Source organism: Cohnella pontilimi, assembly GCF_005049045.1.
Taxonomy (GTDB): Bacteria; Bacillota; Bacilli; order Paenibacillales; family Paenibacillaceae; genus Cohnella; species Cohnella pontilimi.
The window spans coordinates 87,900-113,912 of the sequence record NZ_SUPK01000006.1 but is presented as its reverse complement, the minus strand read 5'-3'; the positions used below and the strand labels follow the sequence as shown (position 1 = coordinate 113,912).

The 26,013-nt window shown below is 55.2% G+C and carries 24 protein-coding genes, 2 tRNA genes, 1 pseudogene and 1 riboswitch; of the genes and pseudogenes, 20 read left to right on the top strand and 7 right to left on the bottom strand.

All coding sequences use genetic code 11. The annotated features are described in order from the left end of the window. Nucleotides 1-3,183: an AAA family ATPase gene (locus tag E5161_RS13175; protein ID WP_169306689.1), complete on the top strand. Its 3,183-nt coding sequence runs from the start codon at nucleotides 1-3 to the stop codon at nucleotides 3,181-3,183. Here E5161_RS13175 and E5161_RS13170 read toward each other — a convergent pair. Then, a complete protein-coding gene (locus E5161_RS13170; protein ID WP_136778282.1) occupies nucleotides 3,155-4,222 on the bottom strand; it encodes a YkvI family membrane protein in 1,068 nt (355 codons plus the stop codon). The genes E5161_RS13175 and E5161_RS13170 overlap by 29 nt on opposite strands. A gap of 77 nt (nucleotides 4,223-4,299) precedes the next feature. Beyond that, nucleotides 4,300-4,815 (bottom strand): DinB family protein, encoded by a 516-nt coding sequence (locus E5161_RS13165; RefSeq protein WP_136778281.1) that lies wholly within the window; start codon nucleotides 4,813-4,815, stop codon nucleotides 4,300-4,302. A 96-nt stretch (nucleotides 4,816-4,911) separates the two neighbouring features. Here E5161_RS13165 and E5161_RS13160 point away from each other — a divergent pair, with 96 nt between their 5' ends. The 5 genes and pseudogenes from E5161_RS13160 to E5161_RS13140 all read left to right on the top strand — a co-directional run bounded on the left by E5161_RS13160 (nucleotide 4,912) and on the right by E5161_RS13140 (nucleotide 7,030). After that, a complete protein-coding gene (locus E5161_RS13160; RefSeq protein WP_136778512.1) occupies nucleotides 4,912-5,484 on the top strand; it encodes a xanthine phosphoribosyltransferase in 573 nt (190 codons plus the stop codon). A gap of 111 nt (nucleotides 5,485-5,595) precedes the next feature. Then, a complete protein-coding gene (locus tag E5161_RS13155) occupies nucleotides 5,596-5,922 on the top strand; it encodes a hypothetical protein (protein WP_136778280.1) in 327 nt (108 codons plus the stop codon). 90 nt (nucleotides 5,923-6,012) lie between these two features. Beyond that, nucleotides 6,013-6,228 (top strand): hypothetical protein, encoded by a 216-nt coding sequence (locus tag E5161_RS13150; protein ID WP_136778279.1) that lies wholly within the window; start codon nucleotides 6,013-6,015, stop codon nucleotides 6,226-6,228. Nucleotides 6,229-6,304: 76 nt separating this feature from the next. After that, nucleotides 6,305-6,628: pseudogene (locus tag E5161_RS13145) on the top strand (carboxymuconolactone decarboxylase family protein); the annotation flags it as partial. Nucleotides 6,629-6,943: 315 nt separating this feature from the next. Further along, nucleotides 6,944-7,030, top strand: a tRNA-Leu gene (locus E5161_RS13140). A gap of 121 nt (nucleotides 7,031-7,151) precedes the next feature. Here E5161_RS13140 and E5161_RS13135 read toward each other — a convergent pair. Further along, complete coding sequence (locus E5161_RS13135; RefSeq protein ID WP_342773869.1) at nucleotides 7,152-7,721, bottom strand: CAP domain-containing protein; 570 nt, start codon at nucleotides 7,719-7,721, stop codon at nucleotides 7,152-7,154. Between the two features lie 255 nt (nucleotides 7,722-7,976). Next, nucleotides 7,977-8,070: riboswitch (cyclic di-GMP riboswitch) on the top strand. 69 nt (nucleotides 8,071-8,139) lie between these two features. On the opposite strand from E5161_RS13135, the gene E5161_RS13130 reads away from it, so the two are divergent. From E5161_RS13130 to E5161_RS13100, 7 genes are all read left to right on the top strand, one after another. After that, nucleotides 8,140-9,021 carry a hypothetical protein gene (locus tag E5161_RS13130; protein ID WP_136778277.1) on the top strand — a complete coding sequence of 294 codons (882 nt, stop codon included), beginning with the start codon at nucleotides 8,140-8,142 and terminating at the stop codon, nucleotides 9,019-9,021. Between the two features lie 30 nt (nucleotides 9,022-9,051). Beyond that, nucleotides 9,052-9,528: a hypothetical protein gene (locus E5161_RS13125; protein ID WP_136778276.1), complete on the top strand. Its 477-nt coding sequence runs from the start codon at nucleotides 9,052-9,054 to the stop codon at nucleotides 9,526-9,528. A 117-nt stretch (nucleotides 9,529-9,645) separates the two neighbouring features. Beyond that, nucleotides 9,646-9,732, top strand: a tRNA-Leu gene (locus E5161_RS13120). A 148-nt stretch (nucleotides 9,733-9,880) separates the two neighbouring features. Next, nucleotides 9,881-10,360 carry a MarR family winged helix-turn-helix transcriptional regulator gene (locus E5161_RS13115; protein ID WP_136778275.1) on the top strand — a complete coding sequence of 160 codons (480 nt, stop codon included), beginning with the start codon at nucleotides 9,881-9,883 and terminating at the stop codon, nucleotides 10,358-10,360. Further along, nucleotides 10,357-12,084, top strand: coding sequence for an ABC transporter ATP-binding protein (locus E5161_RS13110; RefSeq protein ID WP_136778274.1), 1,728 nt, complete (start codon nucleotides 10,357-10,359; stop codon nucleotides 12,082-12,084). The genes E5161_RS13115 and E5161_RS13110 overlap by 4 nt, the downstream gene beginning before the upstream one ends. Further along, nucleotides 12,081-13,973 carry an ABC transporter ATP-binding protein gene (locus E5161_RS13105; protein WP_136778273.1) on the top strand — a complete coding sequence of 631 codons (1,893 nt, stop codon included), beginning with the start codon at nucleotides 12,081-12,083 and terminating at the stop codon, nucleotides 13,971-13,973. Before E5161_RS13110 ends, E5161_RS13105 begins: the two co-directional genes overlap by 4 nt. Nucleotides 13,974-13,989: 16 nt before the next feature. Next, nucleotides 13,990-15,933, top strand: coding sequence for a sensor histidine kinase (locus E5161_RS13100; protein WP_136778272.1), 1,944 nt, complete (start codon nucleotides 13,990-13,992; stop codon nucleotides 15,931-15,933). Here E5161_RS13100 and E5161_RS13095 read toward each other — a convergent pair. Beyond that, nucleotides 15,930-16,592 carry a response regulator transcription factor gene (locus E5161_RS13095; RefSeq protein ID WP_136778271.1) on the bottom strand — a complete coding sequence of 221 codons (663 nt, stop codon included), beginning with the start codon at nucleotides 16,590-16,592 and terminating at the stop codon, nucleotides 15,930-15,932. The genes E5161_RS13100 and E5161_RS13095 overlap by 4 nt on opposite strands. A gap of 210 nt (nucleotides 16,593-16,802) precedes the next feature. On the opposite strand from E5161_RS13095, the gene E5161_RS13090 reads away from it, so the two are divergent. The 5 genes from E5161_RS13090 to E5161_RS13070 all read left to right on the top strand — a co-directional run bounded on the left by E5161_RS13090 (nucleotide 16,803) and on the right by E5161_RS13070 (nucleotide 22,317). Then, complete coding sequence (locus E5161_RS13090) at nucleotides 16,803-17,927, top strand: acyltransferase family protein (RefSeq protein WP_136778270.1); 1,125 nt, start codon at nucleotides 16,803-16,805, stop codon at nucleotides 17,925-17,927. Between the two features lie 275 nt (nucleotides 17,928-18,202). Beyond that, on the top strand, nucleotides 18,203-19,570 hold the full coding sequence (locus E5161_RS13085; RefSeq protein WP_246042228.1) for an ABC transporter substrate-binding protein: 1,368 nt from the start codon (nucleotides 18,203-18,205) through the stop codon (nucleotides 19,568-19,570). 78 nt (nucleotides 19,571-19,648) lie between these two features. Further along, on the top strand, nucleotides 19,649-20,599 hold the full coding sequence (locus E5161_RS13080; RefSeq protein WP_136778269.1) for a carbohydrate ABC transporter permease: 951 nt from the start codon (nucleotides 19,649-19,651) through the stop codon (nucleotides 20,597-20,599). Next, nucleotides 20,596-21,477, top strand: coding sequence for a carbohydrate ABC transporter permease (locus E5161_RS13075; protein ID WP_136778268.1), 882 nt, complete (start codon nucleotides 20,596-20,598; stop codon nucleotides 21,475-21,477). Before E5161_RS13080 ends, E5161_RS13075 begins: the two co-directional genes overlap by 4 nt. 48 nt (nucleotides 21,478-21,525) lie before the next feature. After that, on the top strand, nucleotides 21,526-22,317 hold the full coding sequence (locus E5161_RS13070) for a DeoR/GlpR family DNA-binding transcription regulator (RefSeq protein WP_136778267.1): 792 nt from the start codon (nucleotides 21,526-21,528) through the stop codon (nucleotides 22,315-22,317). Between the two features lie 74 nt (nucleotides 22,318-22,391). On the opposite strand, the gene E5161_RS13065 is transcribed toward E5161_RS13070, so the two are convergent. Further along, nucleotides 22,392-22,925 carry a DJ-1/PfpI family protein gene (locus E5161_RS13065; protein ID WP_136778266.1) on the bottom strand — a complete coding sequence of 178 codons (534 nt, stop codon included), beginning with the start codon at nucleotides 22,923-22,925 and terminating at the stop codon, nucleotides 22,392-22,394. A gap of 179 nt (nucleotides 22,926-23,104) precedes the next feature. Between E5161_RS13065 and E5161_RS13060 the strand changes: the two genes are divergently transcribed. Then, nucleotides 23,105-23,929 (top strand): divergent polysaccharide deacetylase family protein, encoded by an 825-nt coding sequence (locus E5161_RS13060; RefSeq protein ID WP_136778265.1) that lies wholly within the window; start codon nucleotides 23,105-23,107, stop codon nucleotides 23,927-23,929. Here the strand turns inward: E5161_RS13060 and E5161_RS13055 are convergent. Next, nucleotides 23,901-24,614, bottom strand: coding sequence for an N-acetylmuramoyl-L-alanine amidase (locus E5161_RS13055; protein WP_246042226.1), 714 nt, complete (start codon nucleotides 24,612-24,614; stop codon nucleotides 23,901-23,903). The two genes, E5161_RS13060 and E5161_RS13055, sit on opposite strands and share 29 nt — an antisense overlap. Nucleotides 24,615-24,760: 146 nt before the next feature. Between E5161_RS13055 and E5161_RS13050 the strand changes: the two genes are divergently transcribed. Beyond that, entirely contained in the window at nucleotides 24,761-24,997 is a 237-nt protein-coding gene (locus E5161_RS13050) for a YqzE family protein (RefSeq protein WP_136778264.1), read from the top strand. Here the strand turns inward: E5161_RS13050 and E5161_RS13045 are convergent. Beyond that, the gene (locus tag E5161_RS13045) at nucleotides 24,988-25,884 is read right to left on the bottom strand and encodes a hypothetical protein (protein WP_136778263.1); all 897 of its coding nucleotides are present in this window, start codon (nucleotides 25,882-25,884) and stop codon (nucleotides 24,988-24,990) included. The two genes, E5161_RS13050 and E5161_RS13045, sit on opposite strands and share 10 nt — an antisense overlap. Between the last annotated feature and the right edge of the window lie 129 nt (nucleotides 25,885-26,013).

Sequence of the window (26,013 nt, the reverse complement as noted above, 5' to 3'; positions counted from 1 at the left end):
ATGTTCATCCGCGAGCTGCATGTGGACGGATATGGGGCATTGCACAGTCTGAGCTGCAGCTTGCATGCGCCGGTCACCGTCGTATACGGGCCGAATGAAGCCGGCAAGAGTACGCTGCTCCGGTTTATTCGCAGCATGCTGTACGGCATTCCCACCCGGAAAGATCTTGTCGAGCGGGGGGAGCCTGTTTTCGGCGGACGGCATGGCGGACGGATGCTGGTTTCGGCGAGCGGCGGCCGGCAGTGGATGCTGGAGCGTTATGCGGACGGCGGTGGCTTAAGAAAAACGGCGGGCGGTCTGATTGTACGAGATGAGAACGGAGCCGAGCTGGGATGGTCGCAGTCCGAATGGGAGCGCCATGGGCTCGGCGGCGTGTCGGAGCGCCTGTTTCGCCAACTATTTGCCGTCTCGCTGGATGAGCTTCATGAGCTGCGCACTCTGCAGGGAGAAGAGATCGGCAACTTCCTGTATCATGCCGGTCTCGCCGGAGGGGCAGCGTTGTCGGAAGCCCGGAAGAAGCTGGCCGGCGATATGGACAAGCTGTACCGGCCAAGAGGCACGACGCAGGAAATGAACCGGATTTTGGCCGCGATCAAGGAGACGGAAGCGGTACTCCGGCAAAGCCGCAGCGGCGTGGCGATGTTTCTGGAGGCGAAGGAAGCGCTCGCCCGCACGGAGGAGAAGCTCCTCGACTTGGAGAGGACCCTGCCGCCGTTAATCGAAAAGGTCGCCGAGCTTCAAGGGGCAGTCAACTTGCGGGAATGGTGGCTGAAAAGGAAGCTGCTGCTCGAAGAGGAAGAACAGCTCGTTCGCCGGTTGCCGAATCCGCAAGATCAGCCTCTTTCCGATGAAGCGGCTTCCGCTTGGGCTGAGCTGCAGCGCAACCGAGGGCAAGCGCGGGAGCGTTACAGCTCGGCTTGCCTCTCCGTTCAGCAGCTCCGTTCCGAGCTCGATGCCCTGCCGTGGGACGAAGCTTTGCTGGAACATGCGGCGGAGCTGGAAAAACTCGACGCTATGCGGGAAGCTGTGATCGCCCGTCAGGAAGAAACCGAGTCCGTTACGGCCGATCTTCGGCTATTGGAGGATACCATTCAAAGCCTGTTGTCCCGGTTATCCCCGGAATGGCGGGAAGACGATTTGGCCGCGTTCGCTTCCGTCACGACGGAAAGAGAGTCGCTTCGCCGGATGCAGCAGGCGTGGGGAGAAGCGGAGCGCCGCCGCGAGCGATTGGAGGCGGACGCCGCTCGGCTTCAGCGTCAACGCGAGGCGCTGACCGCTGAAGCGCGCAATATGCCTCAAGCGGCACAACACATGCCAGATGGAACCACAATCTTTCGAGCCACCAGCCGCGAAACGCTGCAGCAAGCTTGGAACGTCTTGGAAGATGAATTGCGCCGATTCGAGAGAGCCCATACCGGCGGCGGTGCGGAGTCCACGACCGGATCGGCTGATCCTAGAAAAGGATCGTCCAGAGCGGCACGACAGCCAGCCCGCAAGCCGTCCTTGCCCCTGTTTGCGGCAACGGCTCTGTTGGCTCTAGTGGCGATCGTGTTTGCATTCTCCAGCAATAGAATGATATTCACCGCCGCCGCCGGCGTGGCCGCCATTTTTGCGTTGTTCACCGGCTGGGCAGCCTTCCGAATGGCCTCCTTTCGCCGCTCTCCCAAGCTGGACTCCACGAACAACATGGGGGAAGTGCTGCAAGAGCGTGAATCGCGTGTACGGGAATGTCTGCGGGATTTGCTCGTCAATCCCGATATCCCTGCCGCTTCTTTGCTTCAAGACGACGTCTGGAAACGTCTCCGCCGGCAAGTGCAAGACGAGCTTTCCCGATTGGAACGCCGGGAGCAAGAGCTTGTCCGCTCGCAAGAGCTGCAGCGCAGAATCGCCGAGCTGGACCGGGAAAAAGAATCGCTCGGAGCGGAAATTCGGGCGGCCATACAAAGGCTGGACGAGCTGCAAGCAGAGTGGAGCAACTGGCTGGGCGCGAGGAAGTTACCTGCCGCGCTTACCCCTGACAGCCTGCCGGATTTGCTGAATTTGGCGGAGCAAGGCCAGACGGCGATCCGCAGCCGCACCAGAGCTCTCGAACGCAAATCGGCACTGGATGAACTGCAAGCCGGCTTTCGGCAATCAGCGGCGGCGCTGTTCGAGGTATGTCCGCCGCCGGCCTCGATGCGAACGGATCCGGCGTTGTCCGTCACCTGGCTGTTCCGCAAGGTGGAGGAACAACGTGCCGTCAAGGCGGAAGCGGTTCGGACGGAAAGGCTGCTGAAACAGGCCGAAGCGGCGGTAATAGAGGCAAGGCAGGTGTTGGATAAGGCGGAGGGGCAGGTTCTTCAGGTCATCCGGGAAGCGCAGGCCGAGGACGAGCAAGCGTACGAGCAGCGTCTTCACATCGACGAACGGCGCCGCAATCTGACCCGTGAACGCCGAGAAATCGAGCTGCGGCTTGAAGCGGGCAGGTCGGCGGAATCGGCTGCCGCACTTTACCTGCTCCTTGATTCGCATGACGAAGCGATGCTGACCACGCTTCTGCGTCAGGCGGAAGAAGCCCGGGATGCCTCCGAGCGCGAAAGAACCGAGCTGCTGGATCGCCGCGGCCGGCTGGCGCAAGAGCTGGAACGTCTGCAGCGGGAGGCTGAGGCGGAGGACCGCCGTCTTCGATTGGCCGAGCTGGAAAGCAAGCTGGAGCAGTTGGCGGAACGATATGCCGTGCTGGCGATCGCCGACCGGCTGCTGAAAGACACGAAAGCGGTGTTCGAAGAAGAGCGCCAGCCCGAAGTGCTGCGGATCGCTTCCCATTATTTCGCGGGAATGAGCGGCGGCGCCTACAGCCGGATTATCGCACCTGCAGACTCCAATGCCATTTTGGCGGAAACGGCGGACCGGCGTCTGACCGACAGCGCGTTTCTTAGCCGGGGTACGCAAGAACAGTTGTATTTGGCGATGCGGTTCGCCTTGGCGGAAGCGGCTTCCGGAGAAATCCCGCTGCCGCTGCTGCTGGACGACCTGTTCGTCCACTTCGACGAGCGGAGGCTCCGTGAAACCGTATCGGTTCTCGGTGAAATCGCGCAGTCACGCCAGGTGATCTTGTTCACCTGTCATCGACATGTGGCCGAGGCTTTGCAGGACGGACTGCCGGCCGCGCAAATCATGGAATGGGCGGCGAGGGGGGCCTGACGCCCCCTTGCAGCGCCTTATCCCGGCCCATCAGGAACAGCCACCCCAGACTGAGCATGCCGAACAGCGGATACAGCGTCGACAGAAGAGGACCGAAACCGAACTGTCCGACGAAAAAGCAAAACAAAAGCAGAACGCCGATGATGAGTTTTTTGGACATATGGATCCGTTCTTCGATTTGCAGGGTCAACCCGAAAACATCGGCGACCAGCGTCGTGAAAATCTCCATGAAGATCAGCAATACAAAGATCCAATGAATCCACGCGCCGAACTCGAGCGCAATGCCTCCCATCGGGATTTCGAATTCCGCAATGCCCGGCATCCGGGCGGCCAGCGTCAAATGACCGGCCAGCAGCATCAAGCCGATCCCGATTCCGCCGAGCCATGCACCCCGCCGCAAAATTTTCGGATCCGCCACAGCCGAGCCCATCGGCACCAACACCGCTTGCGACATGGCCAAGTTAAACGCGGCATACAGAAACGGTGACAACCAAGCCGCCCAGGGCGACACGTCTACTCCCAGTGCTGCCCGGTGATCGGTGCCTGGACTCGCCAAAGTATCGAACAGGAGCACGGCGGTAAACACGATCATGACCGGCACCACGAACGTGTTGATCGTCATGATCGATTTCATGCCATTTTGCAGGACGGCATAACAGGCGAACATCGTGATGAGCAGTCCGCTTTGATAGCTCAAATTCAGATGCTCCGAGAAAATGGAGCCCGCACCGGCCAGCATGACCGCGTTAACGGCGATCAGCACCAACAGCATGCCGTGGCTGACCCACCGGCCGTAACGTTCCCCGAACAGATGCTTGTTCAAATCCTCATACGATTTGGCCTTGATTTCCGCCGCCACCAGCATCACTTTGGCTCCGATCCATACGAAGAAGGACGTGGCCAGCACAATCAGCAAAGGCGCCCAATGCCCGAAACGGGTAAAAAACTGCATCACTTCCCGCCCTGAGGCGAAGCCGGCTCCCACAACCGTGCCAATGAACGTGAACGCCACCTGGAGACTTTGGTACCACGTTTTCATGCCAGAATCCCCCGCCCGTTTGTCATGTCTGCTCTTCTTCCTAACAAACTATGACAAGAACGGGACAGGCATGCTTTCTATCCTAAGTATTTGCCGCGAATGATGTTCAGGTGGTGCGTTTCGTGCCCGGTAATGATCCAGGCGATCGCCCGAACGGACACTTCGAAGTTGTTCGCCGTTCCTCTTCTGACCCAAGCCTCTTCCGGCAATCCGGCGAGCAGCGTCAAGGTGCTCCGGCGAACCGCTTCGTAATCGGCGACGATGTGAGAGAAAGCGGCGCTCTCAAAACCGGCCGCCCGAACGAACGCCTCTTGATCGTATCCGGCGATCGGAGACTGGGAGCCTCTGGCGATCATGAGCAGCCGGTAACCCATAATGCGTTCATTGTCCGTTACGTGGCCGAGTACTTCCTTGAGCGACCATTTGTCCGGCGCATAACGGAAATCGGCTTGCGTGTCGGACACGTTAGACAGCAGAGCCTTCGTTTCTTCCATCTGATTGGCGAGAATGTCGATCAGGTTCCCTTCCGGCACCAGTTGCACATACTTTTCATAAAAAGCGTTGTATTCGTCTTTAGCAGGACGTTGGTTCATGGGTTAATCCTCCCATTTTCGTTTGAGAAAAATTATAGCATTCGGGCATGGGATATGGTAAGTTAAACGGAAAAGTGCGGGACGGTGAAAGGCAACTTGGATTTGCTGAAGCAACGGATATTGAAAGAAGCGAGTATCGTGAATGCGGACGTGCTCAAGGTAGACTCGCTCCTCAATCATGGAGCCGACCCGGAGCTCACCCTCGAAATGGGACGGGAGTTCGCCCGCAGGTTCGCCGGCGAGACGATCACCAAAGTCATAACCGTGGAATCCTCCGGCATTCCCGCAGCTTTCGCGACGGCACTCGCGATTGGCGTGCCGCTTGTTTTCGCCCGGCGCAAAAAGACGCTGATCGGGGATCCCGATGCCTATTGTGAACGGGTGCCTTCTTTTACGAAAGGGATCGTGACCGATCTGATCGTCTCCCGGCAGCTGCTCGGTCCGGCGGATTCGGTTTTGTTTATTGACGATATCATCGCCAACGGTGACGCGGCACGGGGTCTCATTCGCATCGTCGAACAATCCGGCGCACGGCTGGCCGGCGTCGGCATTGTGCTGGAGAAATCGTTCCAAGCGGGAGGACGGACGCTGCGGGAGCTCGGCTACCGGTTAGAATCGCTGGTCCGCATCCGGTCCCTGGAAAACCATGTGATCAGTTTTGAGGAATAAAAGGCATTTATAGGATAAAAGTTGTACAAAATGGAAGGATAAACGTCTCTTTCCCTCCTAAGGACGATAACGTATAATAGAGAGGAACTTGCAGAGGGAGGCGAGCAGCAAATGGAAAACGTTCAGCCGTCCGTTGATTTTTTCGGGCAAAAGTTGGAAGACGCCAAGGTCCATTTCGAGCGCGCGCTCGACTGCAAACATACGGAGTTCGATGATCTGTACCCATACATGATCGAACACCCGCAGTTTTTTTGGTACAAACGCTACGTCGCTTGGTCGGAGCTGCTGACGATCGTCAAGCTGTGCGAGGAACTGGAGTTTCCGTGGGCGGACAAATTCACGGAACGCCAAGCCGAATACGTTCGCAGTCGGGTCATGTCGAGCAAAGTGCTCGATGAATGGTATGAAACGAACGATTCGATGGAACACGTCGGCTGATCGTGAAGTCGCAGCATCATTTTCAAGACCCGCGGGACGGTTGTCCGGCGGGTTTTATTTGTATAAACAACGTGTTGAGGAGGATTTAAAATGGTGAACGAGGAACAATTGGACCGATACCGTGTGGAAGGTACGAAAGTGCGGGTCGTTCGCGACGCGCTCGAACAGAACGATGTGGTCGGCTATGTGGTCGCCTGGGACGACACGAGCGTGCTGATTCGCAGGCCGAACCGTCGGGTCGTCAAGCTCGACCGCAGCTATCGCATCCAGGAAGCGGGCGTACCGCGGCATTTTGAACTTTCATAATGCATGAATCCTCCGGTCTTGAGGCAGATTATGGGGCATACCCGAGCGTCGGGAACAAGACAGGGAGGGATCGCCGATGTCCTTGATGGAGCAGAAGGTACGGAATTATAAAGAAGAGGTCGCCGGTCTGGCGCAGTCGATTCCAGACGTGGCGGAGGCTTACCACCGTTTCACCGGAGAGTGCTTTGCGCCCGGCGAATTGGATGAACGCACGAAGCAGCTGATCGCTCTTGGGGTATCGCTGTACGCGAACAACGAGATTTGCTCGTTTTATCATGTGCAGGAAGCGCGGTCCAAGGGAGCGAGCGACCGCCAGATCATGGAGGCGGCGGCAGTGGCGGCTGCCGCGGCGGGCGGGCACGTGCTTTCTCAAGGAGTGACTCGTGTGCAGGGCGCTTTGCAAGTCGGACGGTATGACGGTCCTCCGCTGCAAATGTACGATACCGCTGTCCGAATGGATGGAGCAAGCGGGATGCAGGATTACCTGCGGCAAGACACCGAATTCGCCGAAGAGTGGGAGCCGGGGCAGGATTTGCCGGGCGGAATCTCGATGTCTCCTTCCTACTGACAAATCCGATTTGACTGAAAAATAGAACTTCTTTTTTCAGCTTGACTTCGCTTCCGAGACCGTGATATGATAAGTTTCGTGATTGCGACAGACCTGCTAGACAGCGCCCCGGCGCGGCTCGCGAGTATGGAAAGAATCACACTGTATGCGGTCGTGGCGGAATTGGCAGACGCGCTAGATTCAGGTTCTAGTGGTGTAACAGCCGTGGAGGTTCGAGTCCTCTCGACCGCACCATACATACAGACAAGACCTCAACCGGAAGGTTGGGGTTTTTTTGTGCGTTATGCTAAAGTGAGCATGTGAATGAACAAAAAGCCTTGCTCAGCAAGGCTTTTTGTTTCTGGCGGCGCCGAGATCAACCCAGAAAATGCTGCACCCACTCGCCTTTATAGTATGCGACCCCGATCGAGGTATAATTTTTGTTCAAAATGTTGGCGCGGTGGCCTTTGCTGTTCATCCAATCTTGCATGACTTGGGCGGGAGAACGTTGGCCCATAGCAATATTTTCACCGGCAAAATGATAAGTGATTCCGAATCTCTTCATCATGGCAAAAGGGGAACCATAGGTCGGCGATGTATGGGAAAAGTATTGGCGATTGCTCATGTCCTTCGCCTTCACCATGGCGACAGAGGCGGCCTTGGTGTTCGTCTTGAGCGCCTTCAGGCCTCTCTTGGCACGTTCTTTATTGACCAGCTTCACGACTTCGGAAGCAAAATTTGCCGTGGATCCTTGAACCGGCGTGTTCGCGGCGAGCAAGGTGTTTAATTGCAATGCGCTTAAAGCGCCGCCTTGGCTGATGTTATAAACGGTGCCGCTTGCGGCTGCCGATGCGCTTCCAACGGGTATGGAAATCGCCAAACCGAGAACGCCTGCCATCAACATTTTCGTCATCTGTCTGCCATTGATGCTTTTGAAACTAAACACTTAAAAAATTTCCTCCCTTTTGAATGGTCAGCTGTTTAGAACTGCCGCAATTTGGGTAACAATGTGTCTACTTTAGCAGGATTGTCCATGGAAGTCATTCCATAAAATTTTACAATTGGGTGCATTTGCCAGCTTGCCAGCTTTTATGAGAAAAGGCCACCTGGCTTCCGGCTGGCCTCCCTGTCACTTTTCTTTGTGGTTTTGGCAGGGATTCGTGAGAATTCGTAGAATTCATTAAGAAAGTGCAGTCAAGTGATTGAAAAAAGGCAAACCCGCTCGAAAGTCGGGGACGCAAAGCCACGGGTCTAACCCATCGCTGCCGCGATGACACGACAGCCGGGTTGCTCGAGTTGCTTGGCTTTTTTATTTTCTCCCAAATCATCTGCCTCGGAGAATCGGGGGGGAGGTGTGAAGTCGCGTGATTCAGAGGCGCATAAGAAATAAGATTGCATTCCGGCTGCTCGGACTGGGAACCCTGTTGTTGGCAGCCTGTGTCGGCTGGCTGGCCCATCCTGTCAAAGCGCAGGCCGCCCTGTTGGATTTGCTGCCGGACATCAAGGCTCCGGTCGTCGACGTGCAAGTTCCTTCCCTCAAAGTGGAGACTCCGTTAGTGGAGGTCACCACCCCGGCGATTGAGGTGTCGACACCCCAGATAGATGGATCCTCACCGCTCATTGAGGTGACTCCCGTCCAAATCGAAATCGGTCCGGTGCAGGTCGAAACACCGGCGGCTGAAATCCGTCTGCCTAGCGAGGCCATCCCTCAGCAGCCGGAACTGCCGAAGACTCCTCCGGTCAAGGAAGAAACACCGGACAAGCCGGTTACCGCACGAAGCGATCCGATACCTTCAGCTTCCGTCGGGATATCAGAATCTCAACCGGTTCACGCGATGCTGCCGAAAGTGCCTTCCACACTTCTTGATAAACCGATGGAGTCGGATGCCGTTCCGAAAAGGAACGAGCCCCTTCCCCAAAAGGACCACCATGCGGTGACTTCGAGAACGGCCCCGATCGTGAATGTGGCGAAATCCGTGCCCATACCCTCCGAACCCTTGAATACCCGGCGGCCGGCAAACGCAGCCGCGGTTATGGCGGAAAGGGGCGCTGCAAACGGCGGAGGCGGATCTTCCGGCGCCGGCAGTCCGCTGCCTGCCGCCAATCCCGGCTTGTTGACATCGTCTGTCCTGATTCAGCCCCCGAGCAATCGGAAGCTGTATTACGACCGCTCCCGTCTGTCCGGGACGAACCAATGGTCGAAGCCGCCTCCGGTCGAACCGCCGCGGTATACCCTTCTTCTCTAAGCCATTTCAATCAGAGAAGGAGTGTATATCGTGATAGACAGCATTCAAGGGGTAAAAGTGTCGGTTGTATCAGGTGTGCTCATTGCGGGTTTCATGTCGTGGTCGGACGTTCGGACCGAAGCCGGAACCAAGGTCTGCCAAGCGTTGGTGGGCCGGTATTCCATCGAGCGCCGCCAATGGGTGGAGATCGGAAGGTGGTTCTGTCAGCTTGCGGAGACGGATAATGTCCCGGTCGTGAAAAAGCAAAGCTATCATCCTGCCGCAGAGATCGGCTTTTATCTGGATGCCAGACATATGAACGTACATTGGCAAGGGGACTACGAACGATTCGCCCGCCAATGTGAAGCCTGGATTTTGCAAGCTTTGGAGGAGAGAGGTGTCCGGATCAGGAAAGCCGGGACCGACAGTCCGACGGAGCAAGAGCGGGAGACGGTGAACGAGGCGTTTCACCGCTGGTGCCAGACTGCCTTTCATACCGGCAGCCAGAAGCAGGATACATGCCGTTAATGAATATCCCCGTCCGGTATGAGACCGGACGGGGATATGCCATTTTTTGTGGTTTGACACTGCATACACAGCATGGTAGTATTTTATTCACTGACGTTGCAAAACAACGTTCGGTATGCGGTCGTGGCGGAATTGGCAGACGCGCTAGATTCAGGTTCTAGTGGTGTAACAGCCGTGGAGGTTCGAGTCCTCTCGACCGCACCATACATACAGAAGCATCCTTTCTCAACGCAAGATCACGAGGAAGGATTTTTTTGTTTTCACCCCATTTTCCGCATTGACGGCCCACTGCGCATACGCATATACTTAGGCTACCTAACTAATTAACGGATGTACGAGGTGATGAATGTTGATGCCCGAATTTCACCCGGCGGCGCAGAAGCTGCTTGAAGCCTTCCGGCGGTTCAGAAACACGGATTGGCAACGCCGAAACGCGGAAGGATGCAAGCCGAGCGAAATCGCGGTACTGCTCTGCCTGAAACGAGCCGGGAAGGAGAGCGATCACGGAATCGCGGTATCGGAAATCAGCGCGGCACTTGGCGTCACCCTGCCGACCGTGACACAGCTCGTTAACGGGCTTGTCGACCAAGGGCTGATCGAACGCGCCGCGGATCAGAAGGACCGGCGAGTCGTGCGCTTGACACTCACAGAACGAGGCCAACAAATTGCGGGTCAAGCCGCTGTCTCGATGCGAAACCGCTTTAACGGCTTAGTTGCCCATTTGGGTGAAGAGCGAAGCTTGCAGTTCGCCCAACTGCTGGACGAAACGATGACTTATTTTCACGAGACGGGCCGAAAACGACGGCAATCGGAAGGAGACGAGCAGGCTTGATCAAACTTTTTCGATTTTTAAAACCGTACCGGTTCACCATTGCCGGCATTTTGATCCTCATCCTGTTACAATCGCTCTCTGAATTGTATTTACCCACGCTGATGGCGGATATCGTGGACAAGGGAGTCGTACAAAATGATATCGGCTACATTTGGCAAATAGGCGGCTGGATGCTGCTCGTAGCCGCGGCGGGCGTATGCGTGTCGGTTGCGGCCAGCTATTGGTCGGCCAAAGTGTCGTCCGGCTTCGGTAAATTGCTCCGGAGCAAAGTGTTCTCGCATGTGGAGCGGTTTTCGCTGCAGGAGTTCGATAAGTTCGGCTCTGCCTCGCTGATTACACGAACCACCAACGACATTACGCAGGTTCAGCAAGTGACGATGATGATGCTGCGGATGGTCGTCATGGCGTTGATGATGTGTATCGGGGGCATCATCATGGCGGTGTCTAAAGACGCGGAGCTCTCGCTTGTCATTGTTGCCGTCATGCCGGTGCTGGCGCTGGCCATTTATGTGATTATGAGCCGGAGCATTCCGCTGTTTAAGGCCATGCAAGTGAAAATCGATAAGCTGAATCTCGTGCTGCGCGAAGGATTGGCCGGCATCCGCGTCATTCGCGCCTTCAACCGGATCGAATATGAGAAAAAACGGTTCGAAAGGGCAAACGGGGACTTAACCGAAACGGCGGTCCGGGTGAATCAGATCATGGCAACCATGATGCCCGTCATGATGCTCGTGCTCAACTTCTCTTCGATCGCGATCGTTTGGTTCGGCGGGCTGCGAATCGACAGCGGGCATATGCAGGTCGGCGATTTGATGGCGTTCATCCAATATGCGATGCAGATTATGTTTTCGCTGCTCATGATGTCGATGATGTTCGTCATGATCCCCCGTGCGTCGGCGTCTGCCGTACGTATCCATGATGTGCTGGAAACGGCGCCTGTGATTGAGGATGCTCCGCAAACGGAAGAGGCGAATGGCGTTCGGGGACTGATCGAATTCGAAAATGTGACGTTCCGTTATCCGGGCGCCGAGCAGCCGGCCGTCTCCGACATCTCATTCCGAGTGAAGCCCGGCGAGGTTACGGCGATTATCGGAGGCACCGGCTCGGGCAAGTCGACACTTCTTCACCTCATTCCACGGTTTTACGATGTGGACGCCGGCCAAATTCGGATCGACGGCGTGGATGTACGCCAGCTCTCGCAGCAAGATCTGCGTTCCAAAATCGGCTTCGTGCCGCAGAAAGCGGTACTGTTCACCGGTACCGTGGCCGACAATATCCGTTTCGGCAAAGACGATGCGACGGATGAAGAGGTGAGGCATGCCGCGGACGTGGCGCAGGCGACGGAGTTTATAACCCGTATGGGCGAAGGCTTTGATTCCGACATTTCGCAAGGAGGAACGAACGTATCCGGAGGACAGAAGCAGCGGCTGTCGATTGCCCGTGCCCTTGTACGTAAACCGGAGATTTACTTATTCGACGACAGCTTCTCCGCGCTTGACCTCAAAACCGATGCGAAGCTTCGCGCCGCGCTCCGGAGCGAAACGCGCGAATCCGCCATGCTCATCGTCGCACAGCGGGTCAGCACCGTCATGGATGCCGACCGGATCATCGTGCTCGAGGATGGGGCGATTGCGGGGATCGGCCGCCACCAAGAGCTGTTGGAAACTTGCAGCGTCTATCAAGAAATCGTTTCCTCACAATTGACGGAGGAGGAGATCGCATGAGCGAACAACGCAGACAACCGCAAGGCGGCAGGCCCATGGGACCGGGCTTTGGCCCGTTCGGCGGCGGCATGGCGATGCCCGGGCAAAAGGCGAAGGACGCGAAGGGCACGCTGCGCAGGCTGCTCCGCTATCTCAGACCTCACCGCTTCCGCTTGCTTGCCGTACTTGTGACGGCGGTGCTGAGTACGGTGTTCGGGATCATCAGCCCGAAGCTGCTCGGCAACGTGACGACGAAGCTGTTCGAAGGGATGATGGGGAAGCTGAAAGGCATTCCCGGGGCAGGTATCGATTTTGCGGGCATTTGGCAAATTCTCTTGGTATTGATCGGATTATATTTACTGAGTGCACTTTTCAGCTTCATTCAGCAATACATCATGGCCGGCGTGGCACAGAAAACCGTTTACGCTTTGCGAAACGAGGTCAATGGCAAGCTGGCCCGTCTGCCGCTGAAATTTTACGATTCGCGTACGCATGGGGAGATCATGAGCCGCGCGGTCAACGATATGGACAATATCAGCAATACACTGCAGCAAAGCTTGACGCAGGCCATCACTTCGGTCATTACGCTGATCGGGATCATCGTCATGATGCTGACCATCAGCCCGCTGCTGACCTTGATCCTGATCGTGACGCTGCCGCTGAGCTTTATCGCGATCAAGAAAATCGCGACGCGTTCGCAAACGTATTTCAAAGGACAGCAAAAAGAGCTCGGTGAACTGAACGGACATGTCGAAGAGATGTTTACCGGTCATAAAATCGTGAAAGCGTTCGGGCGCGAAGCACAATCCGCCGACCGGTTCAACGCGATTAACGAACGGTTGTACGAGTCGGGGTGGAAGGCCCAATTCGTCTCGGGGATCATCATGCCGATCATGAACTTTATCGGCAATATCGGGTTCGTGTTGATTTGCGTGGCAGGCGGGTTGCTGGTCACGAGGCAATCTATCGCCATCGGCGATATTCAGGCGTTCATTCAATACGCAAGACAATTCACGCAGCCGATCGCCCAAACGGCGAATATCGCGAATGTCATTCAATCGGCCATCGCATCAGCCGAGCGCGTATTCGAGCTTCTGGATGAGCAGGAGGAAGCGCCGGAAGCCGGAGCGCATGCCGCACAGGTCCATGCTTCTCCGAAAGGTGAAATTGCATTCCAACATGTAAAATTCGGTTATCAGGAAGACGCCGCATTCATCGAGGATTTGAACATCGAGGTGCACTCCGGGCAAACGGTGGCGATCGTTGGACCGACAGGGGCCGGCAAAACAACGCTGGTCAACCTGCTGATGCGCTTTTATGAAATCAATGGCGGGGCCATTACAGTCGACGGGACAGACATCACGAAGATGAAGCGAGGAGATTTGCGCAGCTTGTTCGGTATGGTTCTGCAGGACACGTGGCTGTTTAACGGCACAATTCGCGACAATATCGCGTACGGCCGAGAGGGCGCCACGGAGCAGGAGATCGTTCAGGCAGCCATAGCGGCCCACGCCGATCATTTTATCCGCACATTGCCGGACGGGTACGATACGATCTTGAACGAAGAAGCGTCCAATATATCGCAGGGCCAGAAGCAGCTGCTGACGATCGCCCGCGCGGTGCTGGCCGATCCGGCGATACTTATTCTGGACGAAGCGACAAGCAATGTCGATACACGTACGGAAATCCATATCCAGAAGGCGATGAGCGAGCTGATGAGCGGAAGAACGAGCTTCGTCATCGCCCACAGGCTGTCGACGATCCGTGACGCCGACTTGATTCTCGTCATGAAGGACGGCGCGGTAGTCGAACAAGGTTCGCATGAGGAGCTTCTTGAAAAAGGCGGTTTTTACGCCGATCTTTACAACAGCCAGTTTGCGGGCGTGAATTTACAGCCGGAAGCGGTGTGAGTAAAAGGAGAAAACGATGGCGGCTTTGAAAACTGGGGCGAAGGTCGCAGGGACAGCTTTCGCCCTCTTCGGATTGAACGGCTTGATTAATTATTATTTAATGAGGCCTCTTGGCGGAGCATCGGAAGAGTTGAACCGGTTACGCCAGCACTTGGACGACGCCGTGTTCGTCCTGCTGTTTGCATTCCTCGCCGTCGTCTTATGGGCGATGTTTGCCGTGCTGCCCCGGGAACGCGGCTACCTTTACCTGGGCTTTATCTCGTTTCTTACATCGCTTCAGCTGTTTTGGGATTGGAACGACAAGAAGTTGTTGTTTGGAAAATTCCAAGGAAGTCCTTACGGGTCTCTTGCCATCAAATGCGGCATTGTATATTTGGCCTTCACGCTCGTCGCACACCTGTTGAACACCACAAGCAGACCGGTCACCCGCACGCTGCTCCAGGCAGGCGGCTTGCTTTGGGCAACGATCACGGCTGCATTGCTTCTGTCGGCCGGCACCGTGTGGTTGGCCGTTCTGAACCGGTTGTTTTTGGGATACGTGTTTGCCAACATGGCGCTATCCGTCGGGCAATTCATTACGTTATTGCGCCGAGAGCAGCAACGAGCCGAACTCCGGTCGATTGCGGCGGGCTTTTTCCTATTTGCGATCGTCCTGCTGCCGGATCCCGCGAAAGATTTGATGGAAGAAATTGCGGGTCACAGACTGGGTTATCGCATGGTGTATTGGGAGCAATGCTTGGAGGATACGTTCGCTTGGGCTTTGCTTGCACTGTTGTTCGTTTTTGGGAGGATGTTTTTCCGCCGTTTCGTTCAGACGCTTAAGGACAATCAGGCCGGCAGCGAGCAAATCCGGACCCAAAACGCCGCCTTGCAGCAGGAAGTGGAAACCCGTCAGCGGCTTGATCAGTTGTTGTCCAAAATGCTGCGAGCCTATCGGGCAGCCGATTGGGAGAAAGGTGTCATCGAGGAAGGCCGGCAATATTTCACCCCTCATCGGTTTGTATTGGTGAAGTTCAACGAAACAACCGGTTCCATCGGATACGAAGGGGACGATGCCCGCCTTTTTGAGGAGGAGCTTCAACGGTTGATGCATACGGAACGTCGGCCGGCCGGAGAGGCGACAGCTACTTCTTCCCTCGTATTAGGTTCGGCGGGAGGCGCAGGGGAAACGAGGCTTTATGTGGGAGTCATGTCCGCGAATGGCGGTCCGATTTCGTTCGGTGAACGGGATCGATTCGCTTTATCGCTCATGTCGAAGTACGTTTCAATTTTTTACGAATATTTTCAGCTGCTGGAGAGCCGGTTGAAGGAGATGGAGCAGCGGGAAGCGAGCCGGACGCCTTGGCTGTCCAAGCTGTTTTTGCAAATGGCGGAGAAAGAACGCAAGCGGCTGGCTTCCGATCTGCATGACGAAGTTTTACAAGAATTGCTGCACATCCGGCGAATGCTGGACCGAACGCAGGCCGAGCAATGGGACGAATACAAAGAGGGGATCCGGCTCGGATTGGACAACGCGGAGTTTATGATTCGGGAAACGTGCCGTGAGCTGATGCCGTCGTTCTTATCCGGCCAAAACGTGCTCCACGCGGTTTCCAAGCTGGTGGAACGAACGAGATTGCGAGCCGATTTTTTGCTGGAATTTCATCCGCTGCCGCTATCCGCAAACCTTAGCGACGAGCAGTCTACGGCGGTCTACAGGGTCGTGCAGGAACTCATCAACAATGCGATGAAGCACTCGGAAGCCCGACGGGTCGTACTGGAGATCGGGCAACTGGAGGGAGACTTGCAAATCCGATATGCGGATGACGGGAAAGGCATGGAGACCGGCACCGATTTCGCTTCCGAGAACCGGTTCGGATTGAGAGGCATCGCCGAAAGAATCCATATGGTGGGCGGCGAAGTGTCGGTGACATCCGAACCGGGCCAAGGGGTCAACATCCGGTGTACTTTGCCGGTCTAGTCGGCCGACTGTGAGATCAGGTTCAGCCATTTCAACTCAATCCCTTTGATCACCGCTTCTTGCCGGGAGGCTGCGCCCAGTTTCTCGAACAACCGGGAAATCATATATTCGACATTGCGCTGGCTCATAAAAAGCCGGTCCGCAATGTCTTTATTTTTGTACCCTTGCGCGATCAGCTTCAGGACGTTCAGTTCTTTGTCCGATAAAGACCGATTCAAGTCTCCGCTCTCCGATCCGGGGCTTGCGGACAGGTGATTTTTCGTTCTCAATTGCCGGGCGAGAGGAAGAGGGAGAACCGTCAATTGCTGCATCGCCAGGTGGAGGCTGAATATAAACTCCTGCCCCCCCATTGACTTTTCCAAAATACACGCCGCTCCCAGCTCGATCAGCCGGTCGTAATGCTCCGATATGTCTTCGCCGGTCAAGATGACGATGGTAGCCTCCGGGCAGCGTTGCAAGGCGGCTTCCGTCAATTCAAAGCCGTTCATGCCCGGCAGCTTCAGATCGAACACAAACAGATCGAACGAGGATTGCTCCATATGACTCAGCGCTTCCGCTCCGCTGGAAGCCGCCGTGACGCGGAAACCGTTCTTCTCGAGAATCATGGAAGTGCCGGCCAGGAATGTCCGGTGGTCGTCCACCAATAAAATATGTTTCACAAACGCTTCCCCCAACTTTGCGGCTTTCTGAATGATTTCAGTATATCATGCCGGTTTCAACCAAACACCGAAGCCGTTCCCGAAAAGACCGAAATGCATTCGTCTCGCTGCCGAAAAAAAGATTGCGCGGTTTCCCGGAACGATTTCGGTGAGCTTTCGGTGACCGCCGTGTTACGTTGAAGGCATGAAACGGTAAAGGGGAAGCGGAATATGGAAAAACGTTTGAACTATCTGGATCGGTTGAAGGTGTATATGACCGTGTTGGTGATTCTCCATCATACGGCGATCACTTATGGCGGAGCAGGAGGCTGGTACTACTACGAGCATCAGGATAATGTGGTGGTGAACACGCTGCTCACGTTGTTTACGGCGGTGAACCAATCTTATTTTATGGGATTGTTTTTTTTCATTTCCGGTTATGTGACGCCTACTTCCTATGACCGGCACGGATGCGCCGGTTTTGTGAAAGCCCGCCTCATCCGGTTCGGAATCCCGCTGGTCTTTTATATGCTGGTGATCTCTCCCATTCTTCGGTACGTATCGACCGGCTTTAAAGGTTCATTCGGCACCTTTATAGAAGAAGAGGTCATCGGCCATCCTTTGCGGGGGTTGGTGGAATTTTCAGTCGGACCGTTGTGGTACTTAGAGGCGCTGCTTTTGTTTTTCGCCGGATATGTCGGCTTCCGGCTGCTGACTGCGGACAAATTTCGGGGAAGACCGCTCGCATTGACGCCTCGTGTGATTACCCGCTATGTTGTCATCGTCGTGGCGGCCAATTTCCTGGTGCGTCTGGCGTTTCCGGTAGGTACGGAATTTCTGAATTTGCAGCTGGGTTACTTTCCGGCCTATATCGGCCTGTTTATGGCGGGTATCGCGGCTTACAGGGGGAATTGGCTTGGACAGCTCTCCAACCGTGCGGCCAGGAAATGGCTGTGGACGGCCATCGGGCTCATCGTCTTGATGCCGGCGGGGATGGCGATCGGCGGGGCGCTGGAAGGAAACACATCGGTATTCATGGGCGGGTGGAACTGGCAGTCGGCTTTCTATGCCGCGCTCGATCCTCTGATGGGGCTGGGCATATCCTACTTCCTGCTGGTATGGTTCCGCGAGCGTTGGAACGGCGCGTCGAGGGGAATCACCCCATGGCTATCCGCCAATGCGTTCCTCGTGTATATCCTGCACGCGGCGTTCGTTACTTACGCGGCATTTTCGCTTCGCCATCTGGGTTGGCACCCGCTCGTGAAATTCGGCTTGACCGGATGCGCCGCCGTTGTTCTCTCGTATACGGCAGCTTCGATCATTCGGCAGGTTCCTGGCGTCAAACAGGTCGTTTGAGAAACGAACCTTTCTAGAATTTATGTCCGCAAAATACACTTTCTTCGGGTAGGAGATGACCCATGAAGGAAGTGTCTTTTAATTCATTCCAATTTCTCGATTTACAAAAATGTAAAATTAAAGATTAGTAATCTATTATCAGGAATTGATGTTGACTTTTAACAGTCGTGTATATACTATATTTTTACATCATTCATGTTTCCACACTGTAAGCGCTTTAATGTGTGGCTTTGTGCGGTATTTTAATTTTATTCCACAAGGGGGAATGAACGGGTATGTTTCAACGGAAAAAGTTTTCTGTCATTCTTGTCGTTATGGTTCTAATCGGCAGCACATTGCTGGCCGCCTGCTCCTCGGATAAGAAAGGGGAACCAAGCGCAAGCGTCTCTTCGCCGAGTAATTCGGCAACACCCGGCGAATCGGCATCGCCGTCGCCATCAGCAGACAAGCCGAAAGAGAAAGTCACACTCGATTTCTGGGCACACTGGGGCTCGACGACACGCCGTCCGATTATTGAGAAAATCGTAAGCGATTTCAACGCCTCCCAGGATCGTATTTTCGTGAAATATTCGTTCCAGCCGTTCGGCGAAGGTTGGACGAAGGAACTGGCGGCGATCGCCGCGGGCAATCCGCCCGACGTCATTATCCAAGATATTTTTACGGTCGGGCAGCGCGCGGAAAAGAAGCAGGCCGTGAACCTCTCCGAATTCCTCAGCAAAGATCCGTCGGTGAAAGACCGCTTCTTCGAACAGCTTTGGGACACCGTACTTTACAACAATGAGCCTTATGCGCTGCCGTTCAATACGGACACGCGTTTCCTGTACTACAACAAGAAAGCTTTCGCGGAAGTCGGATTGGATCCGAACTCGCCTCCGACAACGTGGGCGGAGCTTGAGACATTCGCGAAGAAGCTGGATAAGAAAAACGGCAAGAGATATGACAGAATCGGTTACCACGCCAACAATGCCGGCGGTTGGGACCTGTGGGTTCAAAACTCGGACGGCAAACTGCTGATCGACAGAGAGGGTCCGCATTACAACTCGGATGCGAAAGTGGAAGCATTGAAATGGGTCAAAGGCTGGGACGACCGCTTGGGCAAAAAGGAAATGGACGCGTTCAAAGCGACGTTCGGCAGCAAACAAAACGATCCTTTCGTCATCGGGAAGTTGGCCATGACTGTTCAAACCGGTACGTTTTTCGCGCAAATCAAAGATTTTATGAATCCTGACGACATCGGCTTCGCTCCGGTACCCGAAATGAAGCCCGGCTCGGGCAACTGGACGTTCGGCGGCGGCTTCACGCTCGAAATTCCTTACGGCGCCAAGCATCCGGAAGAGAGCTGGGAGTTTATGAAATATATGACGGATATCGCAGCGCAAAAGTATTGGGGCCAATATTTGTTCGACAACATCGCGAACAAAGAAGCGGCGAACGACCCCGATCTCTCGGCGAATCCGGTATACAAATTCGCGACTGAAAACATGAAGTGGACGCTGATCAGCCCGGTGCCCAACAATGCGCCCGATTACAAAAATATCGCCAATCCTTTCATTGAGAAGGCTCTGCTCGGGCAAGAAGATCCGAAAAGCGCGCTCGATAAAGCGCAGGCAGGCGTCGAGAATTTAATGAAGACTACGAAATAAGCGAGCTGAGGGAGGGGTGGGTGTACCAAGCCACTCCTCCCCTTTCTTTGTCGTTCAGCCGCCGGAAGGAGGATGTACATGAGTTTGCGCCAATCGCCGTCAGCCGGTAGAAGAAAAACACGCTTGTCTCTCGAGCGCAAGGAAGCTTTGCAAGGATATATGTTCGTGTTGCCGTGGATTCTGGGGTTTATCGTTTTCACGTCGGGGCCTTTGCTGTTTTCGCTATACGTCAGCTTCACCAATTACGATTTTACATCCCGGATGGATTTCATCGGCCTGCGCAATTACGAGCACATGTTTGATGAGGATCCGCTCTTCTGGCTTTCTTTGAAAAATACGGCTTTCTATGTAGTACTGATGGTGCCGCTCACAACGATCGCCTCCGTCTTTCTGGCGACGCTGCTGAATCAAAAAATTCCGGGCATGCGAATTTTCCGCACCGTTTATTATTTGCCCGCCGTCCTGTCCGGGGTTGGCGTCTACATGCTATGGATGCAGCTGTTAAGTCCCGATTCGGGCCTTGTAAACGTCGTGCTTTCCTGGTTCGGCATCGAGGGCCCGGGATGGCTGTTTGACGCCAATTGGACGAAGCCGGCCATCGTGTTTATGAAAATGTGGAGCGTAGGCGGAGGCATGCTCATGTACCTCGCCGCGCTGCAGAACGTTCCCGAGCAGCTTTACGAAGCGGCCGAGCTGGACGGTGCGGGCGTGTTCCGCCGTTTCCGGCATATCACGCTTCCCATGATTACGCCGGTCATATTTTTTGAAGTCGTCACGACGTTGATCGGCGGATTTCAAATTTTCCAGGAAGGTTACGTCATGTCCGCGGATCCGACAACGCCAGGCTCCCCGATGAATTCGCTGCTGTTTTATAACCTGCATATGTACCTGAAAGCTTTCCAGGTGTTCCAGATGGGTTACGCCTCCGCGATGGCCTGGTTCCTGTTTGCGATCGTCCTCGTCATCACGCTGCTGAATATGTGGATTTCGAAGTTTTGGGTTCATTACGAGGGAGGTGACGGCCGATGAACAGCGCGCTTGATTGGAAAACCGGCAGCTATTATCAAAACCGCCGCTTACAGCAAAGAATCAAAAAAGCGGTGTTGTTTATCGTACTGTCGGCTGTCGGCTTGACGTTCGTCATTCCGTTCTGGTGGATGATCTCCACTTCTCTGAAATCGATGGACGAGATCATGCAATACCCGCCTTCCTTTCTCCCGGGGCATTGGCGCTTTCACAATTACGTGGAAACCTGGACCTCAATCGACTTTACCCGGTTCACGCTGAATACGTTAATGGTTGCGTGCATTTCCGTTACCGCGCACGTCATTTCCAATTCATTCGTCGCTTACGGTTTTGCCAAGATCCGTTTTCCGGGCCGCAATATCCTGTTTTCCATCGTGCTCTCCACGATGATCATTCCCGGGTTCGTCACTTTGATTCCGCAGTATATCATGTTCGCCAAGATCCATTGGGTGGGCACTTATTTGCCGCTCACGGTTCCGGGTTTTTTCGGAAACGCGTTTCAAATTTTTTTGCTCCGCCAGTTTTATTTGGGCATCCCGAATGAATTGATTGAAGCCGCGAAAATCGACGGAGCGAACCATTTCTATATTTGGCGGAAGATTATGATTCCTCTGTCTTTGCCGGCGATTATTATGGTCGCCATTTCAACCTTCACCGCTTCATGGAACGATTTTGTCGGACCGGTCATCTACCTCACGAACGAGAGCCATTACACGCTGCAAATCGCACTGCAGTCCTTCAAGGTCAGTTCGGGCCTGAACCAATGGCATTATTTGATGGCGGGTTCCGTCATTGCGCTGACTCCGATCGTGGTCATGTTCTTCCTTTTCCAAAAATACTTCATCCAGGGCATGAACATTTCGGCGGGAACGAAAGGATAGCGGACGCTTATGACCGAATTCGCTGACGGAAGTTGAGGAGGATATAAGATGCTGGTTGTGCAACGTCGTAATCAGATCAAGGAAATGGTTTTGACAGAACGAAGCGTGAAGGTGGCCGATTTGGTCAAAGAATTCAATGTTTCCGAGGAAACGATCCGGAGGGATTTGAACCAACTGGAACGGGAAGGAATCATTCAAAAAAACTACGGAGGCGCTGTTTTGACGGACGAATTCGTCAACGGGATGACGGCGATTCCTCCCGTGCAGCAGCGGAAGTTTCAATTTTTCGAAGAGAAGGACGCCATTGCCCGTCACGCCGCCTCTTACGTGTCCGCCAATCAGGTCGTTATTCTCGACTCCGGCTCCACCACATGGTGCGTGGCCCGGCACTTGAAATCGGTTCCGAATCTCATGGTCGTGACCAACGGTATGGACGTGGCGGAAGAAAGCAGCCAGAACGAAGGGGCGTCCGTGTTCGTCATCGGCGGGAAATTGATCAACAAGTCGATGAGCCTCGTCGGCCCGCAGGCGGAATTCGAGCTGCAAAAATACAATGCCCATTTTGCTTTTTTGGGCACATCGGGCATTTCTCAGCGCAAAGGCTTCACGAGTTCCGACTTGTACGAAGCGGAGGTCAAGCGGGCGATGATTGCGGCCGGACAAAAAGTCGCGATTGTCGCCGATCACAGCAAATTCGAGAAGCATGGGCTGATTTCGTTTTCGAGCTTCCAGGATGTTGATATCTTGATTACCAGCACCCTCGCCGATCCCCGGATTTTGGATGATATCCGCCAAACCGGCGTGGAAGTCGTGCAAGTGCCCGTCGATCGAAATTCCTGAGCGGTCTACCCGAATAGCACCACAAACAACCCCCTTGCAGATGCAAAGGGGTTATCGTGTTTACGTTTCCATATTCAATAAGCGTCCACACCGAGCCTCTTGATCGTCTCTTCGATGAAGTAAGGTTCGTCGTCCGGCGTGCGGGACATGATCAGGTTGTCCTCTACCACGACAGGTTTATCCAGGAATACCGCTCCATCCACGGCGATCTCTTCGGCAATGCCGGGATAGGAGGTGAATGACTTATTTTTCAGCAGTCCGGCACGCTGAAGAACCTGTGGTCCGTGGCAGATGGCGGAGATCGGAACGCCTTGGCCATCCGCTTCCTGGACGAATCGGATGATAGCGTCACTCTCGCGCAGATGGGAGGGAGATTTGCCTCCGGGAATAATAACGGCCGAAAACTCCGAGGGATCGGCTTCTTCCGCCGACATGTGCGTCGTGTAGGAGACGGTGCCTCTTTTACCCGTGAGCTCGACCCCTTTTTCCAAACCGATGATCACCGCGTCGTTGCCGTTTTTGACGATCGCTTCGTACGGATTTTTCATTTCCGAATCTTCAAAGCCTTCGGCCAACAGAAACGCGACTTTTTTGGATCCTTGTGCCATCGGAATTCACTTCCTGTTCCGTAGGTTTGCCCGTAAATTCAGGCTTATGCCTAAATACCCGCTGTCCCGTCGCTCTAAACGGCTGAGCTTGGCGGATAAAACAAGGCGTTTAGTGAAAGATGAGGAGGCGGAGCCTATTGCGGCCCCCTCCACTTGCGGAACGGAAAGGAAGGATTACAATGCTTAGAAAAATAGGCGTGTTGACGTTAGCCGCGGCGGTATGGATGATCGGCAGTCCGGCTTTGGGCGCTGCGGCTGCGAAGCCAGACGAGGCGCCGGCGGGGAGGCTTGCCGCCTCCCGGCACATCGCGATTGTAATCGACGATTTCGGGAACGGCATGAAGGGAACCGGGGAAATGCTGCGGCTCCCTGTGAAGTTTACGGCAGCAGTGATGCCGTTCCTGCCGACCACGCGGCGCGATGCGGAGGCAGCGCATGTCCAAGGCCACGACGTCATCATCCATCTGCCGATGGAGCCGAACCGCGGGAAGGCCAGCTGGCTCGGACCGGGCGCGATTCTGACGAGCCTGCCGGATCAAGAGATTCGCCGGCGGGTGTTGGCCGCCATCGAGAATGTTCCTTATGCGATCGGCATGAACAATCATATGGGATCTAAAGCGACCTCGGATGAACGCGTCATGCGGATTGTACTGGAGGTTTGCAAGGAGAGAGGGCTGTTTTTCCTGGACAGCCGAACTTCCTCCCGCAGCGTAGTACCCCAAGTGGCGCAAGAGTTAGGCGTGCCGATTCTTCGGAACGATGTTTTTCTTGACGAAGTTTATACGCACAGGCATGTATCGCGCCAAATCTCCGTGGTTCGCAAGGAACTGCTGAAGCGGGCCGCATGTGTCGTCATCGGCCATGTGGGCCCGCCCGGCTTGATTACGTCCGGAGAACTTAAAACCGCGATCCCGAAACTGCAAGCCGAAGCCACGTTCGTGCGGCTGTCCGAGCTGCTGCCGTTCTCCGGCCTGCTTAGGGCGCAAAGCAGCGGTAAGCGATAATGCCGGCGGCAATCGCTTCTGCGATCCGCGTCTGGCCGCGCTTGGAAGTCAGCATGGCACGGTCGGCAGGATGACTGAGGAAGGCGGTTTCCACGATGACGCTGGGTGCTTTCACGTGGTTCAGCAAATAAAATTTGTTGGACGGCCTGTGCAGGGTGCGGTTTCCTTGCAGCCTGTTCAAGCTCCCTTGAATCATCGCCGCAAGAAGAGCGCTTCGCCCTTCTCGGCGATGGATGACCAACGCTCCTCTGTCGCGGCTATCCGCCCAGTTGACATGGATGCTCACGAACATCCGGGCCTCAATCTCATCCGTCAAGCTGCGCCGCTGGGACAAGTCCCGGCGATGCCGGGAACGGACGGCGTGCCACCGGTTGTCGTCGCTGAGCGCATAGTCGCCGGTACGGTTAAGCACCGCCCGCACTTTATAACTGCGCAAAATGAGGTACAGCTTTTTGGCGATAGCCAGGTTGATATCCTTCTCCATGATGTCGCCATAGTGCGTTCCGCCGTCGACTCCGCCGTGGCCGGCATCGATCAGCACGTCCGCTGCCGGTACCGCCCAATAGATGTCTTCCGGTACGACTCGCCCGGTCTCCATCGCACCTGTTCCGTACGGCGGATATGTCCAACCGGTTCCCGCCGTCAACAGGACAGCGGCAAGCGCGATACCCAGCATTCTTCGCATAACCGTTCCTTCTTTCGTGTCGGATGTCCCTTTAGCGTGGCACCGATACGTGCGGCTCATTCGGCGGAAGGCCAGAAGCAGGTGCGGCGCTCGTTTGAACGGCGCCCGTTCGGGGCAGACTAACAGGCAGAAGGAGGCGATTGCGGATGAGCGACGGTTCGGAGTACATCAAATACGTGACGAAGCGTGTTGTGACTTACTGGGAAACGCCGAAAGCTCCCGAGCAGCGCCGTCTCGTGCGGCAGCGTCGGGAGCCTTGGGTCACCCGTTGGTTCGGCCAACTGCTGCCGATCGGCATTCGGGTGTGGTTAAGCGGCCGTAAATCCGATTCCGTGAGATCGGAGGTCATGGAACTCACGGAAGGCGCACCGGATTATCGGTAGAATCGGCCTAACGTTGTGAGGGTTTTGAGCGGGATGTATCGGGTGCCCGACATGTCGAGCGCGATATCGAGCCGTCCCCCGGTCCACCGCTGGAAGCCGGTCACGGGGAGCGCATACAAGATCGCGTCGCCGAACGGCTCGGACACGTAACGAAGATGCTGTTTGCTGCGGATACGGGTTTGCAGCTTAGCGGCGTCCTGAACGGAGAACGGCTTCTCGCCGGTAAGCCAAGGCAATCTTTCATAAGGATCGAAAGCGGATTTCAGCCACGAAGTGGAGACGCCTGGCCCTGCGGCGGATACGGGGACGGGTGTCTTTTTGGCTTGCAGGTTGAATATCTTATCGTTCATCGGCAGCAGCTCGCCGGTTTTGGCGTCCAGCCAGTAAGTTTCGGAGTAAATCGTGACTTCCCAAAAGGCTGCGAACGGATGAAGGTAGTGTTTTTGCACGGTCATGTAGGATGGCGACTTCGATGTAAGAAGTCCGTTTTCCTTGAGCGTCCGCTTCAATGCGGTTTCAGAAAACAATGCGGCGGGGCCGGTGCCGTATTCGCCAAGCCGGAACGATCCGTCCGCGGCAGCCTGCACCACCATGTATCCAACCGTCTTCCCGTTCGCCGACAGGAGCACAAGCCAGCTGTGCGTTCCCGGACCGAGCGCCTGGATATCCGAAGCCGCGGTTTTCCAAGACGTAAAAGGCTGGCGCTTGGACAACTCGGAGACCCATACCGTGACCTGCTTGGCCAGCGCGGAAGGCGGTTCGGTAACGCTGGTCGGCGGCACCGTAGCCGGCGATACGGCGAAGCTTGGCAGGGGAACCGAAATCAGCAGAATGAACATGAGCAGCAACGTGCGAAACGCCATCCGACGGTAACTTGTGTTGGACATCGAGGATCACCTGCTTAGCGCAATTATAGTTGGACCGGACTTCATTGTAAGGGACAAGCCTCGCCGATGCTGTTGAACACTGTCGGTTGAAAGGGACGAGGGTCGGTTCTGTTTTTGCCGAAAAATCGC

Coding starts and splice junctions, on each gene's coding strand:
- E5161_RS13175 (WP_169306689.1), top strand. CDS start 1: ATGTTCATCCGCGAGCTGCATGTGGACGGATATGGGGCATTGCACAGT.
- E5161_RS13170 (WP_136778282.1), bottom strand. CDS start 4,222: ATGAAAACGTGGTACCAAAGTCTCCAGGTGGCGTTCACGTTCATTGGC.
- E5161_RS13165 (WP_136778281.1), bottom strand. CDS start 4,815: ATGAACCAACGTCCTGCTAAAGACGAATACAACGCTTTTTATGAAAAG.
- E5161_RS13155 (WP_136778280.1), top strand. CDS start 5,596: ATGGAAAACGTTCAGCCGTCCGTTGATTTTTTCGGGCAAAAGTTGGAA.
- E5161_RS13150 (WP_136778279.1), top strand. CDS start 6,013: ATGGTGAACGAGGAACAATTGGACCGATACCGTGTGGAAGGTACGAAA.
- E5161_RS13115 (WP_136778275.1), top strand. CDS start 9,881: ATGCCCGAATTTCACCCGGCGGCGCAGAAGCTGCTTGAAGCCTTCCGG.
- E5161_RS13105 (WP_136778273.1), top strand. CDS start 12,081: ATGAGCGAACAACGCAGACAACCGCAAGGCGGCAGGCCCATGGGACCG.
- E5161_RS13100 (WP_136778272.1), top strand. CDS start 13,990: ATGGCGGCTTTGAAAACTGGGGCGAAGGTCGCAGGGACAGCTTTCGCC.
- E5161_RS13090 (WP_136778270.1), top strand. CDS start 16,803: ATGGAAAAACGTTTGAACTATCTGGATCGGTTGAAGGTGTATATGACC.
- E5161_RS13085 (WP_246042228.1), top strand. CDS start 18,203: ATGTTTCAACGGAAAAAGTTTTCTGTCATTCTTGTCGTTATGGTTCTA.
- E5161_RS13080 (WP_136778269.1), top strand. CDS start 19,649: ATGAGTTTGCGCCAATCGCCGTCAGCCGGTAGAAGAAAAACACGCTTG.
- E5161_RS13075 (WP_136778268.1), top strand. CDS start 20,596: ATGAACAGCGCGCTTGATTGGAAAACCGGCAGCTATTATCAAAACCGC.
- E5161_RS13070 (WP_136778267.1), top strand. CDS start 21,526: ATGCTGGTTGTGCAACGTCGTAATCAGATCAAGGAAATGGTTTTGACA.
- E5161_RS13065 (WP_136778266.1), bottom strand. CDS start 22,925: ATGGCACAAGGATCCAAAAAAGTCGCGTTTCTGTTGGCCGAAGGCTTT.
- E5161_RS13060 (WP_136778265.1), top strand. CDS start 23,105: ATGCTTAGAAAAATAGGCGTGTTGACGTTAGCCGCGGCGGTATGGATG.
- E5161_RS13055 (WP_246042226.1), bottom strand. CDS start 24,614: ATGCGAAGAATGCTGGGTATCGCGCTTGCCGCTGTCCTGTTGACGGCG.
- E5161_RS13050 (WP_136778264.1), top strand. CDS start 24,761: ATGAGCGACGGTTCGGAGTACATCAAATACGTGACGAAGCGTGTTGTG.
- E5161_RS13045 (WP_136778263.1), bottom strand. CDS start 25,884: ATGTCCAACACAAGTTACCGTCGGATGGCGTTTCGCACGTTGCTGCTC.